Source organism: Streptomyces sp. G-G2 (genome assembly GCF_030063135.1).
Classification (GTDB): domain Bacteria; phylum Actinomycetota; class Actinomycetes; order Streptomycetales; family Streptomycetaceae; genus Streptomyces.
The window spans coordinates 14,922-28,973 of record NZ_JASISO010000039.1 but is presented as its reverse complement, the minus strand read 5'-3'; the positions used below and the strand labels follow the sequence as shown (position 1 = coordinate 28,973).

Annotated in this window: 11 protein-coding genes and 1 pseudogene; 11 read left to right on the top strand and 1 reads right to left on the bottom strand. The window is 71.9% G+C overall.

Translation table 11 applies throughout. From position 1 onward, the window contains the following. Positions 1-9: 9 nt before the first annotated feature. From QMF80_RS27270 to QMF80_RS27255, 4 genes and pseudogenes are all read left to right on the top strand, one after another. The gene (locus QMF80_RS27270; protein WP_283457888.1) at positions 10-831 is read left to right on the top strand and encodes a type II secretion system F family protein; all 822 of its coding nucleotides are present in this window, start codon (positions 10-12) and stop codon (positions 829-831) included. 96 nt (positions 832-927) lie between these two features. Beyond that, complete coding sequence (locus QMF80_RS27265; protein WP_349372244.1) at positions 928-1,065, top strand: DUF4244 domain-containing protein; 138 nt, start codon at positions 928-930, stop codon at positions 1,063-1,065. Next, complete coding sequence (locus QMF80_RS27260; RefSeq protein ID WP_283457886.1) at positions 1,052-1,450, top strand: TadE family type IV pilus minor pilin; 399 nt, start codon at positions 1,052-1,054, stop codon at positions 1,448-1,450. The genes QMF80_RS27265 and QMF80_RS27260 overlap by 14 nt, the downstream gene beginning before the upstream one ends. After that, positions 1,447-1,707 (top strand): annotated as a pseudogene (locus tag QMF80_RS27255) (Rv3654c family TadE-like protein); the annotation flags it as partial. The gene QMF80_RS27260 and the pseudogene QMF80_RS27255, both read left to right, overlap by 4 nt. Before the next feature lie 202 nt (positions 1,708-1,909). On the opposite strand, the gene QMF80_RS27250 reads toward QMF80_RS27255, so the two are convergent. Then, positions 1,910-4,465, bottom strand: coding sequence for a DEAD/DEAH box helicase (locus QMF80_RS27250; protein WP_283457884.1), 2,556 nt, complete (start codon positions 4,463-4,465; stop codon positions 1,910-1,912). Between the two features lie 81 nt (positions 4,466-4,546). On the opposite strand from QMF80_RS27250, the gene bldG reads away from it, so the two are divergent. The 7 genes from bldG (at position 4,547) to topA (ending at position 13,982) form a co-directional block, all read left to right on the top strand. Then, positions 4,547-4,888 carry an anti-sigma factor antagonist BldG gene (gene bldG / locus QMF80_RS27245; protein ID WP_008743037.1) on the top strand — a complete coding sequence of 114 codons (342 nt, stop codon included), beginning with the start codon at positions 4,547-4,549 and terminating at the stop codon, positions 4,886-4,888. Between the two features lie 83 nt (positions 4,889-4,971). Next, a complete protein-coding gene (locus tag QMF80_RS27240; RefSeq protein WP_283457868.1) occupies positions 4,972-5,466 on the top strand; it encodes an ATP-binding protein in 495 nt (164 codons plus the stop codon). Between the two features lie 278 nt (positions 5,467-5,744). Continuing rightward, positions 5,745-8,147 carry a sodium-translocating pyrophosphatase gene (locus tag QMF80_RS27235; protein WP_283457866.1) on the top strand — a complete coding sequence of 801 codons (2,403 nt, stop codon included), beginning with the start codon at positions 5,745-5,747 and terminating at the stop codon, positions 8,145-8,147. A 150-nt stretch (positions 8,148-8,297) separates the two neighbouring features. Continuing rightward, positions 8,298-8,864: a small secreted protein gene (locus QMF80_RS27230; RefSeq protein WP_283457863.1), complete on the top strand. Its 567-nt coding sequence runs from the start codon at positions 8,298-8,300 to the stop codon at positions 8,862-8,864. 162 nt (positions 8,865-9,026) lie between these two features. Beyond that, the gene (locus QMF80_RS27225) at positions 9,027-10,544 is read left to right on the top strand and encodes a DUF7059 domain-containing protein (protein ID WP_283457861.1); all 1,518 of its coding nucleotides are present in this window, start codon (positions 9,027-9,029) and stop codon (positions 10,542-10,544) included. Positions 10,545-10,647: 103 nt separating this feature from the next. Next, positions 10,648-10,845, top strand: a complete 198-nt coding sequence (locus QMF80_RS27220) for a hypothetical protein (RefSeq protein ID WP_283457859.1) — start codon at positions 10,648-10,650, stop codon at positions 10,843-10,845. A gap of 302 nt (positions 10,846-11,147) precedes the next feature. Further along, the gene (gene topA / locus QMF80_RS27215) at positions 11,148-13,982 is read left to right on the top strand and encodes a type I DNA topoisomerase (protein WP_283457857.1); all 2,835 of its coding nucleotides are present in this window, start codon (positions 11,148-11,150) and stop codon (positions 13,980-13,982) included. The last annotated feature ends 70 nt before the right edge of the window (positions 13,983-14,052 follow it).

The following is a 14,052-nucleotide window of genomic DNA, read 5'->3' as shown; positions in this document are numbered from 1 at the left end:
GGTCCGGTGATGGGAGGTGCCGTGACGGGCGGGGCGGTGATGGGTGTCCTCGGGTCCGGGGCGTCCGTCCACAGGCTGGGGACAGTGCTCGGCCTCGCGGGAACTGTGCTGTGGCTGGTGTCGGTGGTGGGGTCGCGGGTCCGGGACCGGGCGGCTCGGCGCAGGCTCGCGGTGCTGCTCGGGCGGGATCCAGGCCGCCGCGCGGGAGCCGCGATCACTCCTCGGGTCCGGGAGGCGGTGGTGGTGTGGGCGGGCCCCGTTGGGGCGTTGCTCGCGGGCTGGGTGCTGGTGGGCGGGGTGGCGGGCGGTGCGGTCGGCTGCGCGGCGGCCCTCGGGGTACGGCGCTGGCAGTTCAGGGCGCGGGCGTCGCCCGAGGAGGACCTGAGGGAGGCGGAGCGCCAGTTGCCGTTCGCCGCCGATCTGCTGGCCGCGTGTCTGGCGGCCGGGGCCGGGCCGGTCGAGGCGGCCGAGGTGGTCGGCGAGTCCTTGGGCGGCCCGGTGGGTGAGCGGCTGGCCCTGGCCGGGGCGGAGCTGCGGCTCGGTGGAGAACCAGGGGCCGCGTGGGGGCGGTTGGCGCGGGTGCCGGGCGCCGAGGTGCTGGCCGAATGCCTGGACCGGGCCGCCCGGACGGGGGCGCCCGCGGCGGAGCCGGTGGCCCGGCTGGCGGGGAGGCTCCGCGCGGACCGGGCCCGGCGGGCCGGAGCCAGGGCCCAGCGGGTCGCCGTTCTCATCACCGCCCCGGTGGGGCTGTGTTTCCTCCCCGCATTTCTCGCGGTGGGAGTGGCGCCGGTGGTGATCGGGATGGCTTCCGGTCTCCTCTCCGGCAACTGAAATCACATCAGTAAGTCGAATTCACTGGAGGTTGTTGTGAGGATCATGTGGTTTCGCGTTCGTGTGGCCCTGCGGGCCCGCTGCGGGGACGCGGGAATGTCGACCTCGGAATACGCCATGGGCACGATCGCGGCATGTGCGTTCGCGGCCGTTCTGTACAAGGTGGTCACGAGTGACGTCGTTGCGACGGCGCTTCAGTCGACCATCGGGAAGGCGCTCGATGTGCCCTTCTGAGCGGGGGTCTGACGGGGGGTCCGGGAAGTCGGCGGAAAGGGGCGACCGCGGTTATGTCACGGCGGAGGCAGCCCTGGTGATCCCGGCGCTGGTCCTTTTCGCGGCGCTGCTGGTGTGGGCGCTGATGGCGGCGGCCGCGCAGATCCGGTGCGTGGACGCGGCCCGGGCGGGGGCGCGGGCGGCGGCCCGCTCCGAACCGGCCGAGGCGGCGCTCGGCGCCGCCCGGGAGGCCGCTCCGCCGGGGGCCCGGGTGGAGCTGGAGCGGACGGGGGACCTGTGGCGGGTGCGGGTGAGTGCGCCCGCACCGGGCCCGGGCGCGCTGCCCGTGCGCCTCGGTGCCCAGGCGGTGGCGCTGGCCGAGGACAGCGTGGGGCCGCCGCCATGAGCCGGGACCGGGGTTCGGCCACGGTGTGGGCGACCGTGGTGGCCACGGCGCTGGTGGCGGTGTTCGGGGGAGTGCTGCTGCTGGGCCAGGCGGTGGTGGCCCGGCACCGGGCGGGGGCCGCCGCGGACCTGGCCGCCCTGGCGGCCGCCGCGAGCTGGACCCGCGGCCCCCGGGTGGCGTGCGCCGCGGCGGTACGCGTGGCGGCTGAGCAGGGCGCGCGGGTGACCGCCTGCGCGGTCCCGGGGGAGGTAGCGGAGGTGACGGTCCGCGCCCCGGCGGGCCCCTTCGCCCCGGCGGTCTCCGCCCGCGCGGGCCCGCCCGAACCCGCGCCCGGTCTCGAACCCGCGCCCCGTCCCGCGCCCGCGCCCGGTCCCGCGCCGACACTCCCGCCCCGGGCGGCACCCCTGGGAACACCCTCGCCTCGGGCCGCACCCCGGCTCCCGCCGGGCTACGGCGGCCCTACGAAGCCGGCGCCGGGCCCGGCCCCGGCCCCGGCGCCCGACCCGGCTCCGGCCCCGGGCCCACCCCAAGCCCCGGCTCCGGGCCCAGGCCCAGGTCCGGCACCGGTTCCGGGGCCGCTGAGAGGAGGTGGGTGAGGAGGCGGATGGCGCCGCGTTTGTGCAGGGGGTCATTGCCGTTGCCGCACTTGGGGGACTGGATGCAGGAGGGGCAGCCCGCCTCGCATTCGCAGGCGGCGATCGCGTCGCGCGTGGCGGTCAGCCAGGCGCGGGCCGTGTGGAAGGCGCGCTCCGCGAATCCGGCGCCGCCGGGGTGGCCGTCGTAGACGAAGACCGTCGGAAGGAGGGTGTCCGGGTGCAGCGGGACGGAGACGCCGCCGATGTCCCAGCGGTCGCAGGTGGCGAACAGCGGGAGCAGGCCGATCGAGGCGTGTTCGGCGGCGTGCAGGGCGCCGCCGAGGATCTCCGGGTTGATCCGGGCCTCGTCGAGCTGGTCCTCGGTGACCGTCCACCACACGGCCCGGGTGCGCAGGGTGCGGGGCGGGAGGTCGAGCTTGGCCTCGCCGAGCACCTCGCCGGTGATCAGTTTGCGCCGAAGGTAGGAGACGACCTGGTTGGTGACCTCCACGGAGCCGAAGCAGAGCCGGGCCGCTCCCCAGGGGATCTCCGTCTCGGTCTCCAGGACGGAGATGGAGGTGATGTCGCGGGCGGTGGTGGAGAAGGGCGGTGAGGCCTCCTCGACGAGGGCGACCGAGTCCTCCAGGTCCAGGTGCCGCACCAGGTAGGTGCGGCCCTGGTGGAGGTGGACGGCGCCGTCGTGGACGGCGGTGTGGGCCGCCGCCTCGTCGACGGTGCCCAGCAGCCGGCCCGTCGCGGCCTCCACGATCTGCACCGGGCGCCCGCCGTCTCCCCGGATGTCGGTCAGGTCCGAGGCCCGCTCCCGGCGGGTCCAGTGCCAGGCCGTGACGCGGTGCCGCAGCAGCTTCGCCGCTTCGAGCTGGGGGAGGAGGTCGCGGGCGGCCGGGCCGAAGAGGTCCAGATCGGGTTCGGTCAGCGGGAGCTCGGCCGCCGCCGCGCACAGGTGGGGGGCCAGGACGTACGGGTTGTCGGGGTCCAGCACGGTGGCCTCCACCGGCTGCTGGAACAGGGCCTCGGGGTGGTGGACCAGGTAGGTGTCCAGCGGGTCGTCCCGGGCGATCAGGATGGCCAGGGCGCCCTGGCCGGAGCGTCCGGCCCGCCCGGCCTGCTGCCACAGGGAGGCCCGGGTGCCCGGGTAGCCCGTGATCAGGACCGCGTCCAGGCCGGAGACGTCCACGCCCAGCTCCAGGGCGGTGGTGGCGGCGAGCCCGAGCAGCTCGCCGGAGTGCAGGGCCCGCTCCAGGGCCCGGCGCTCCTCGGGCAGGTACCCGCCCCGGTAGGCGGCCACCCGCGGCGGCAGCGAGCGGTCCACGGCGGCCAGCCGCTCCTGGGTGATCAGGGCGATCAGCTCGGCGCCGCGCCGGGAGCGCACGAAGGCGACCGTACGGACCCCCTGGACGACCAGGTCCGTCAGGAGGTCGGCGGTCTCCGCGGTGGCCGTACGGCGCACCGGGGCGCCCTTCTCGCCCTTCAGGTCGGTGAGCGGGGGCTCCCACAGGGCGAAGACGACCTCGCCGCGCGGGGACGCGTCGTCCGTGATCTCCGTCACGGGGAGCCCGGTCAGCAGGGAGGCCGAGGCGGCGGGCCGGGTCGCGGTGGCCGAGGCCAGCAGGAAGACCGGGTCGGAGCCGTAGCGGGCGCACAGCCGCCGCAGCCGGCGCAGCACCTGGGCGACGTGGGAGCCGAAGACCCCGCGGTAGGTGTGGCTCTCGTCGATGACGACGTAGCGCAGGGCGCGCAGGAAGGAGGACCAGCGGGGATGGGCCGGGAGTATCCCCCGGTGCAGCATGTCGGGATTGGTGAGGACGTAGTTGGCGTACTGCCGCACCCATTCGCGTTCCTCGACGGGGGTGTCCCCGTCGTAGACCGCGGGCCGGACGGCGTTCCCGAGGGGCCCGGCCAGTTCTCGTACGGCGCGCCGCTGGTCGGCGGCCAGGGCCTTGGTGGGGGCGAGGTACAGGGCCGTCGCGCCCCGGCCGTTCGGGGCCTCGGCGCCGTCCGCCAGGGCGCTGAGCACCGGGGCGAGGTAGGCCAGGGACTTGCCGGAGGCGGTGCCGGTGGCGACGATCACGGATTCGCCGTCCAGGGCGTGCTCCGCGGCCCGCGCCTGGTGTTCCCACGGATGTTCGATCCCGGCGGCCTGGATCGCGGCTACGACATCAGTTCGGATGCGATCAGGCCAGACCGCATGACGACCCTCCCGAGGGGGCAAGTGCTCCGTATGAGTGATGCGCGCAGCTCGGGCAGGCCCCCGTGACAGCCGGTCCAGGACCGTGTCGGGGCTGGGTCGTGTGTCCGCGGCCGCCGTGGGCCGACGGGAACGGTGAGAATGGGACATCGGAAGCGAGTGTGTCACTGGCGTGCGGGACAATGGTCCCAAGGCGTCGTGCGCGCCTACCGGTAAGTGATTGAATGCCATCGCGGCAGCCAATCCCTCCTCTACCTTCGGGTGAGGAGGCCCCTGGGGGGCGCCGCTCGATAGCAAGGTGCTGGAGGATCCGTGGACCTGTCCCTGTCGACTCGCACAGTTGGCGACCGCACAGTCGTCGAGGTCGGTGGCGAGATTGATGTGTATACCGCGCCCAAGCTGCGCGAGCAGTTGGTCGAGTTGGTGAACGACGGCAGCTACCACTTGGTTGTCGACATGGAGCGAGTGGACTTCCTCGACTCCACCGGCCTCGGTGTGCTCGTGGGAGGCCTCAAGCGCGTCCGCGCGCATGAGGGCTCACTGCGTCTGGTGTGCAACCAGGAGCGCATCCTCAAGATTTTCCGCATCACCGGTCTCACCAAGGTGTTCCCGATTCACACCACGGTGGAAGACGCCGTCAACGCCACCGACTGACGGATCCCGGCAGTAGGAGCGGGGGTCCCGGGCTATGTGCCCGGGCCCCTGTAAGGCACGCCCGTAGTCCGAGGGGGACGCGCATGGCCACCGTTGAACTCCGCTTCAGCGCTCAGCCCGAACACGTCCGGACGGCCCGCCTCGTCGCGGCCGCCGTCGCGCGCAGGGCAGGCGTGGAGGAAGCCGTTCTCGACGAGGTCAGACTCGCCGTGGGCGAGGCCTGTTCGCGCGCCGTCGGACTCCACCGCGGCAATGGGCTCACCGCCCCCGTCCGCGTCGTGCTGACCGAAGAGGAGAAGGTCTTCTCCATCGAGGTCGGCGACGAGGTCCCCGGGCCGCCCGGAGGCACCTCCGCGTCCCGTTCCGGCGGCCGTTCGGGTGAACCCGGCGGTTCCGTCGGCCACCCGGGTTTTCCCGGCCCCGGCGCACCCGCGGCGGACGCCGACGTCGACACCGAGGACGAGATGAGCCTCGCCGTGATCAGCGGGCTGGTCGACGACGTCGAGGTCACCAGTGGTGAATCGGGCGGTGTCATCAGGATGAGCTGGCCGACCACCAGGGTCTCGGAACTGCCCTAGTCCTTCCGGTAGCTCCCCAGAGATCTTTAATCCCATCTTCCGATATTTTCCCAAGGCCCTGCTGAGCAGGGCCTTTTTCGTTTTCCTAGATCCCTTGCCGACCGGCCATCGATCGGTCAATGGGTTTGCCCCGTTACTACTTTCGAGGGTATTGCCGTGACGCGATCTATTGCAGAGGGGCAAGTGCAGGCCAATTCCGTTTCCCGCCCACTGTTTTGATCAGGTGGCGCTCCCTACAATCCGTCCACATCTTGAGCTCATCACGTCAAGGAGGACGAATGACGGGGCTCTTCACCCCTCTCGCGCAAGACAGCACCGCCCAGCTCGCTGCGGCCGTGCTGACCGATGACAATCGGCTTATCGTGATCGTCATTGCCGCGGTGGCACTCGCCGCGCTCGTCGTCGCGCAGATCCTGGTCCGCCAGGTGCTCGCCGCCGACGAGGGAACCGACCGGATGAAGGAGATCGCGGCAGCGGTCCAGGAGGGCGCCAACGCCTACCTGGGACGCCAGATGCGCACCCTCGGCATCTTCGCCGTCGTCGTGTTCTTCCTGCTCTTCCTGCTCCCCGCCGAGAACTGGACCCAGCGGGCGGGACGTTCCGCCTTCTTCCTCGTCGGCGCGCTCTTCTCGGCCGCCACCGGATACATCGGCATGCGCCTCGCCGTCCGCGCCAACGTCCGCGTCGCCGCGGCCGCCCGCGAGGCCACCCCCGCCGAGGGCGAACCCGCCAAGGACCTGACCGAGGTCTCCCACAAGGCCATGCGGATCGCCTTCCGCACAGGCGGCGTGGTCGGCATGTTCACGGTCGGCCTCGGCCTGCTCGGCGCCTCCTGCGTCGTGCTCGTCTACGCCGCCGACGCCCCCAAGGTCCTGGAGGGCTTCGGCCTCGGCGCCGCGCTCATCGCGATGTTCATGCGCGTCGGCGGCGGCATCTTCACCAAGGCCGCCGACGTCGGCGCCGACCTGGTCGGCAAGGTCGAGCAGGGCATTCCGGAGGACGACCCGCGAAATGCCGCGACCATCGCCGACAACGTGGGCGACAACGTCGGCGACTGCGCGGGAATGGCCGCCGACCTCTTCGAGTCGTACGCCGTCACGCTCGTCGCGGCGCTCATCCTCGGCAAGGCCGCCTTCGGCGACCTGGGTCTGGCCTTCCCGTTGATCGTGCCCGCCATCGGCGTCATCACCGCCATGATCGGCATCTTCGCGGTCTCTCCGCGCCGCACCGACCGCAGCGGCATGAGCGCCATCAACCGCGGGTTCTTCATCTCGGCGGTGATCTCGCTGGTGCTGGTCGCCGTCGCGGTCCTCGTCTACCTGCCGTCCAGCTTCAAGGACCTGGTCGGCGTCGAGGACACGGGCATCACCGGCCACTCCGGCGACCCGCGCGTCTTCGCGCTCGTCTCCGTGGCCATCGGCATCGTGCTCGCCGCCCTCATCCAGCAGCTCACGGGCTACTTCACCGAGACCACCCGCCGTCCCGTCCAGGACATCGGCAAGTCCTCGCTCACCGGCGCGGCCACCGTCGTCCTCGCCGGCATCTCCATCGGCCTGGAATCCGCCGTCTACACCGCGCTGCTCATCGGCCTCGGCGTGTACGGCGCGTTCCTGCTCGGCGGCACGTCGATCATGCTGGCGCTCTTCGCGGTGGCCCTGGCCGGCACCGGCCTGCTGACCACCGTCGGCGTCATCGTCGCCATGGACACCTTCGGTCCGGTCTCCGACAACGCCCAGGGCATCGCGGAGATGTCCGGCGACGTCGAGGGCGCGGGCGCCCAGGTCCTGACCGACCTGGACGCGGTGGGCAACACCACCAAGGCGATCACCAAGGGCATCGCCATCGCCACCGCCGTACTGGCCGCCGCCGCGCTCTTCGGCTCGTACCGGGACGCGATCGCCACGGCCGTCAAGGACGTCGGTGCCAAGGCCGGCGACATGGGCCTGAGCCTGGACATCTCGCAGCCCAACAACCTGGTCGGGCTGATCCTGGGCGCGGCCGTCGTGTTCCTGTTCTCGGGCCTGGCCATCAACGCGGTCTCCCGCTCGGCCGGGGCCGTGGTCTACGAGGTGCGGCGCCAGTTCCGCGAGCACCCCGGGATCATGGACTACACCGAGAAGCCCGAGTACGGGCGCGTCGTGGACATCTGCACCAAGGACGCCCTGCGCGAACTCGCCACGCCCGGGCTGCTCGCCGTGTTGGCCCCCATCGCGGTCGGGTTCAGCCTCGGCGTCGGCGCGCTCGGCTCGTACCTCGCGGGCGCCATCGGCACCGGCACGCTGATGGCCGTCTTCCTCGCCAACTCCGGTGGCGCGTGGGACAACGCGAAGAAGCTCGTCGAGGACGGCCACTACGGCGGCAAGGGCAGCGACGCCCATGCCGCGACCGTCATCGGCGACACCGTCGGCGACCCGTTCAAGGACACCGCCGGTCCCGCGATCAACCCGCTGCTCAAGGTGATGAACCTGGTGGCGCTGCTGATCGCCCCGGCCGTCGTGAAGTTCAGTTACGGCGACGACGCCAGCCCGACCGTCCGTGCGGTGGTCGCCGTCCTGGCGATCCTCGTCATCGTCGTCGCGGTGTACGTGTCCAAGCGGCGCGGCATCACGGTCGGCGACGACACGGGCACCGGCGCCGCCGAGCGGGTGGCGAAGCCGGTCGATCCCGCGGTGGTTTCCTGACGGTGGACCGACCGGCCCCGCGAGGGGCCGCTGCACGGGACCGAATGGCGGACGGGCGGCGCGTACTGACGCGCCGTCCGTCCGTCTTTCCGCTTATCCGGACGCACACGTGTATCTTCCGGGCCGAGAGCCTTGGAAGGGACCGATCCGGTGAACAAGAAGTTTGCGGCCGCCTTGTCCGGCGGCGCGGTACTGATGCTCGTGCTGTCCGGTTGCGGTGACGACGGCGCCAACAAGACCGACGAGTGGGCCAAGAAGGTCTGCGACAAGTGGCAGCCAGAACTGAAGAAGATCGAGGGAGCCAACACCGACATCAAGCGGGTGGCGACCGAGAGCAGCAAGCCCGAGGACGTGCAGAAGACGGACGCGGGCGCGTTCCAGACCATGTCCGAGTCGTACAAGGCCATGGGTGGAGCCCTGACGGGCGCGGGAGTTCCGCCGGTCAAGGACGGTGACGCGACCCAGAAGGCCGCTGTGAAGGGCTTCGAGGACACCTCCAAGGGTTACGCGGACCTCAAGACGAAGATGGACGCCCTCGACCCCAAGGACCAGGGCAAGTTCGCCGAGGGCCTCAAGGGCATCGCGAGCGGACTCGACCAGACCACCCAGGGCGGCAAGGCCGCCTTGGAGAAGCTCAAGTCGGGCGGTCTCGACAAGGCGATGAACGCTCAGAAGGGCTGCCAGGTCGCGGCTGCCCCGGAGCCCTCCAAGAGCTGAGCGGGGGCCCGCTGACGCGGCGTACGCCGACCAGGGCGGCCGGGACCGGAAACGGACCCGGCCGCCCTGGTTTGTGGGTGGCCCCGGTTGTGGGTGGCCCCGGTTGTGGGTGGCCCCGGTTGTCGGTGGCACCGGACACGTGGCACCGGACACAATGGGCGGGTGAGTACCACCAGCCTTCCCCGCCTGCCCTCGCCCGACCACGCCGCCGCGCTGCGTACGGCCCTGCTCGCCGCCGGGTTCACCGCCGACGGCCTGCTCGACCTGCTCGGGGCCCCCGCGTACGCCGCGCTGGCCCGCAGCGAGACGGTCCCCGCCCTGCGCGCCACCCGGGGCGACGGCCCGCTGGCGAGCCTGGTGCGGCTGTTCCTGCTCCAGCGGCCCGTGCCCCGGGACCGCGCCGAGGCCGCGCTGCCCCTGCGGGAGGCGCTGGCCGACGGCTGGGTGCGCCTGGAGGGGGACGACGTACACGCCGTGGTGGACGTACGCCCGTACGGCGGCCCGGACGGCGAGGACTGGTTCATCGTCTCCGACCTGGGCTGCGCGGTCGGCGGGGCCGGCGGGATCGGCAGCCGCGAGGAGGGCGTCGTGCTCGGGGTCGGCGGCGCGTCCACCACCCTGGCCGGGATCACCGTCCGCACCCCGGTCGGCTCGGCCCTCGACGTCGGCACCGGTTCCGGCATCCAGGCGCTGCACGCCGCCCAGCACGCGACCCGGGTCACGGCCACTGACGTCAACCCGCGGGCCCTGGACTTCACCCGTCTCACGCTCGCGCTGTCGGGGGCGCCGGAGGCCGAGCTGCTCGTCGGCTCGCTCTTCGAGCCGGTCGGCGGGGCGACGTACGACCTGATCGTGTCCAACCCGCCCTTCGTGATCTCCCCCGGCGCGCGGCTGACCTACCGCGACGGCGGGATGGGCGGGGACGACCTGTGCCGGGAGCTGGTCCGGCAGGCGGGCGAACGGCTGAATCCGGACGGATATGCGCAGTTCCTGGCCAATTGGCAGCACGTGGAGGGCGAGGACTGGCACGACCGGCTGCGTTCCTGGGTGCCGCCGGGCTGCGACGCGTGGATCGTGCAGCGCGACGTTCAGGATGTGACGCAGTACGCAGAGCTGTGGCTGCGGGACGCGGGTGACCACCGGGACGATCCCGAGGTGTACACGCGGCACTACGAGGCCTGGCTGGACGAGTTCGAGGCCCGCGGGACGAAGTCGGTCGGCTTCGGCTGGATCACCCTGCGCCGCACGGACGCGGCCGTCCCGTCGATCGTGGTCGAGGAGTGGCCGCACTCGGTGGAGCAGCCGCTCGGGGACACCGTCCGGGCCCATTTCGCCCGCCAGGACTACCTGCGCGACCACGACGACGCCGCCCTGCTGGAGGGATATTTCCGGCTCGCCGTGGAGGTCGTGCAGGAGCAGGTCGGCGCGCCCGGCGCGGAGGACCCCGAGCACGTGGTGCTCCGGCAGAACCGCGGGATGCGGCGGGCCACCAAGGTGGACACCGTCGGGGCGGGCTTCGCCGGAGTGTGCGACGGATCACTGAGCGCCGGGCGGATCCTCGACGCGATCGCCCACCTGGTCGAGGAGGACCCGGTGACCCTGCGGGACCGCACCCCGGAGGCGATCCGGCTGCTGGTGGAGCAGGGATTCATCGAGCCCGCCGAGCCCGTGGAACCGTGAGTTAACCCTCGGTTGGCGCGCCGTACGCCCAGGGCTGGGAGGGTCCGGACACAGGGGGTCCAGGGGGGATCCCGGGGGCGGTCCGAGGGCTCGGGGGGACGGCATGGAAATCGGTCCGGCGGTGTTCGCGGCAGCCGTGTTCCTGCTGTTCGGGGCCGCTCTCCTGGCCTGGACCGGGGCGCGCGCACTCCACCGGGCGCCGGTCGCCGAGGGCGTGCGCCAGCGCGTGGCCGTACCGGTCGCACTGCTGGCCGGGGGCGTGTCGGTGGCCCTCGGCGCATGGTGCCTCAGCCGGCTCTGATCCGGGCGTCCTGAGCGGCCTCCCGAGCGGCCTCCCGAGCGGCGTCCTGAGCGGCGTGCGGCGGCGGCCCCGACGGCCCGCCGGGCTGTTCCGCGGGCGGGGCCAGACGGCCCCCGCGACCCCCCGCACGGTGATCAGGATGGGCCCGGCGCGGCATCCGGGCGGCAGAAGTGGCACTTGTCGGGTTACCGTTCGAGTGGCCGTTGCGGGCTTGTGCCGTTTGACACGGGGGCGGGATGTACCGTCACACTCCGCAGCGTCGCCGTACCGCGACCGAGTGCCGACCGGAGAGAAGAGCCAAGTTGTCCCCGACTAGCGAGACCGCAAAGGGCGGCCGCCGACTCGTCATCGTCGAGTCTCCTGCCAAGGCGAAGACGATCAAGGGCTATCTCGGCCCGGGATATGTCGTCGAGGCGAGCGTCGGGCACATCCGCGACCTCCCCAGCGGCGCGGCCGAGGTTCCCGACAAGTACACGGGCGAGGTGCGTCGCCTCGGAGTGGACGTCGAGCACGACTTCGCGCCGATCTATGTCGTCAATGCGGACAAGAAGGCGCAGGTCAGGAAGCTCAAGGAGCTGCTGGCCGAGTCCGACGAACTCTTCCTCGCCACCGATGAGGACCGCGAGGGCGAAGCGATCGCGTGGCACCTGCAGGAAGTCCTCAAGCCCAAGGTCCCCGTCCACCGGATGGTCTTCCACGAGATCACCAAGGACGCGATCCGCGACGCCGTCGCCAACCCGCGCGAGCTGAACCAGCGCATGGTCGACGCCCAGGAGACCCGCCGCATCCTCGACCGCCTCTACGGCTACGAGGTCTCGCCGGTCCTGTGGAAGAAGGTCATGCCGAAGCTGTCGGCGGGCCGCGTCCAGTCGGTCGCCACGCGCATGGTCGTGGAGAAGGAGCGCGAGCGCATCGCCTTCCGCTCCGCCGAGTACTGGGACCTGACCGGCACCTTCGCCACCGGCCGCACCGGTGACGCCTCCGACCCGTCCTCGCTGGTCGCCCGCCTCAACACGGTCGACGGCAAGCGCGTGGCGCAGGGCCGCGACTTCGGATCCACCGGGCAGCTCAAGAGCGAGGTGCTGCACCTCGACGAGGCGAACGCCCGCTCCCTGGCCGCGGCCCTCGCCGAGACGGCCTTCGCGGTCCGCTCGGTCGAGTCCAAGCCGTACCGCCGCTCCCCGTACGCGCCGTTCCGTACGACCACGCTCCAGCAGGAGGCCTCGCGCAAGCTCGGCTTCGGTGCGAAGGCGACCATGCAGGTGGCGCAGAAGCTGTACGAGAACGGCTTCATCACCTATATGCGTACGGACTCCACGACGCTGTCCGAGACCGCGATCACGGCGGCCCGGGCGCAGGTCACCCAGCTCTACGGGGCCGAGTACCTGCCGGAGAAGCCGCGCGTCTACGCGGCCAAGGTCAAGAACGCGCAGGAGGCGCACGAGGCGATCCGGCCTTCGGGCGATCGTTTCCGCACTCCCGCCGAGACGGGTCTGACCGGCGACCAGTTCCGCCTGTACGAGCTGATCTGGAAGCGGACCGTTGCCTCCCAGATGAAGGACGCGGTCGGCAACTCGGTCACCGTCAAGATCGGCGGCCGGTCGGCCGACGGCCGCGACGCCGAGTTCTCCGCCTCCGGCAAGACGATCACCTTCCACGGCTTCATGAAGGCCTACGTCGAAGGCGCCGACGACCCGAACGCCGAGCTGGACGACCGCGAGAAGCGGCTGCCCCAGGTCACCGAGGGCGACGCGCTGTCCGGCGAGGACATCACCGCCGACGGCCACTCGACCAAGCCCCCGGCCCGCTACACCGAGGCCTCGCTGGTCAAGGAGCTGGAAGAGCGCGAGATCGGCCGCCCGTCGACGTACGCGTCGATCATCGGCACGATCCTCGACCGCGGCTACGTCTTCAAGAAGGGCACGGCGCTCGTGCCGTCCTTCCTGTCGTTCGCCGTGGTGAACCTGCTGGAGACGCACTTCGGCCGGCTCGTCGACTACGACTTCACCGCCAAGATGGAGGACGACCTCGACCGCATCGCGCGGGGCGAGGCCCAGTCCGTGCCGTGGCTCAAGCGGTTCTACTTCGGCGCGCCGGACGCCTCCGAGGTGGTCCCGGCCAACGGCGACCACCTGGGCGGGCTCAAGGAGCTGGTCACGGACCTGGGCGCGATCGACGCCCGGGAGATCTCCTCCTTCCCGGTCGGCGACGGCATCGTGCTGCGCGTGGGCCGCTACGGGCCGTACGTCGAGCGCGGCGAGAAGGACACGGACGGCCACCAGCGGGCCGACGTGCCGGACGACATGGCTCCGGACGAGCTGACCACGGAGTACGCGGAGGAACTCTTCGCGAAGCCGAGCGGTGAGTTCGAGCTGGGCAAGGACCCCGTCAGCGGGAACGAAATCGTCGCGAAGGACGGTCGCTACGGGCCGTACGTGACGGAGATCCTCCCCGAGGGCACCCCGAAGACCGGCAAGAACGCGGTCAAGCCGCGGACCGCCTCGCTCTTCCAGTCGATGACCCTCGACACCGTGACGCTGGAGGACGCGCTCAAGCTGATGTCGCTGCCGCGCGTCGTCGGCGTCGACGCCGACGGCGTCGAGATCACCGCGCAGAACGGCCGCTACGGTCCCTACCTCAAGAAGGGCACGGACTCGCGCTCCCTGGAGACCGAGGGCCAGCTCTTCTCGATCACGCTGGACGAGTCGCTGGCGATCTACGCCCAGCCGAAGCAGCGCGGCCGCGCCGCGGCCAAGCCGCCGCTGAAGGAGCTGGGCACCGACCCGGTCAGCGAGAAGCCGGTGGTGGTCAAGGACGGCCGCTTCGGGCCGTACGTGACGGACGGCGAGACGAACGCGACGCTGCGGCGGGACGACGACGTCGAGACGATCACGCCGGAGCGGGGCTACGAGCTGCTCGCGGAGAAGCGGGAGAAGAGCCCGGCGAAGAAGACCGCCAAGAAGGCCCCGGCGAAGAAGGCCCCGGCGAAGAAGGCCCCGGCCAAGAAGGCGACCGCGGCCAAGAAGACGACCGCGGCGAAGAAGACGACGGCCACGAAGAAGACGGCCGCCGCGAAGACCACGGCGAAGAAGACGACGGCGAAGACGACGGCGGCCACCCCGGCCTCGGACGACTGACCCCGCCCCCTCCCGCGCCACGGCAAGGGCCCCGAGCATCCGTGCTCGGGGCCCTTCGCCGTGCGCCGGA

Bases quoted from the DNA above. Each gene is read 5' to 3' on its own strand.
- QMF80_RS27270 (WP_283457888.1), top strand. From the start codon at position 10: ATGGGAGGTGCCGTGACGGGCGGGGCGGTGATGGGTGTCCTCGGGTCC.
- QMF80_RS27265 (WP_349372244.1), top strand. From the start codon at position 928: ATGTCGACCTCGGAATACGCCATGGGCACGATCGCGGCATGTGCGTTC.
- QMF80_RS27260 (WP_283457886.1), top strand. From the start codon at position 1,052: ATGTGCCCTTCTGAGCGGGGGTCTGACGGGGGGTCCGGGAAGTCGGCG.
- QMF80_RS27250 (WP_283457884.1), bottom strand. From the start codon at position 4,465: ATGGCATTCAATCACTTACCGGTAGGCGCGCACGACGCCTTGGGACCA.
- QMF80_RS27240 (WP_283457868.1), top strand. From the start codon at position 4,972: ATGGCCACCGTTGAACTCCGCTTCAGCGCTCAGCCCGAACACGTCCGG.
- QMF80_RS27235 (WP_283457866.1), top strand. From the start codon at position 5,745: ATGACGGGGCTCTTCACCCCTCTCGCGCAAGACAGCACCGCCCAGCTC.
- QMF80_RS27220 (WP_283457859.1), top strand. From the start codon at position 10,648: ATGGAAATCGGTCCGGCGGTGTTCGCGGCAGCCGTGTTCCTGCTGTTC.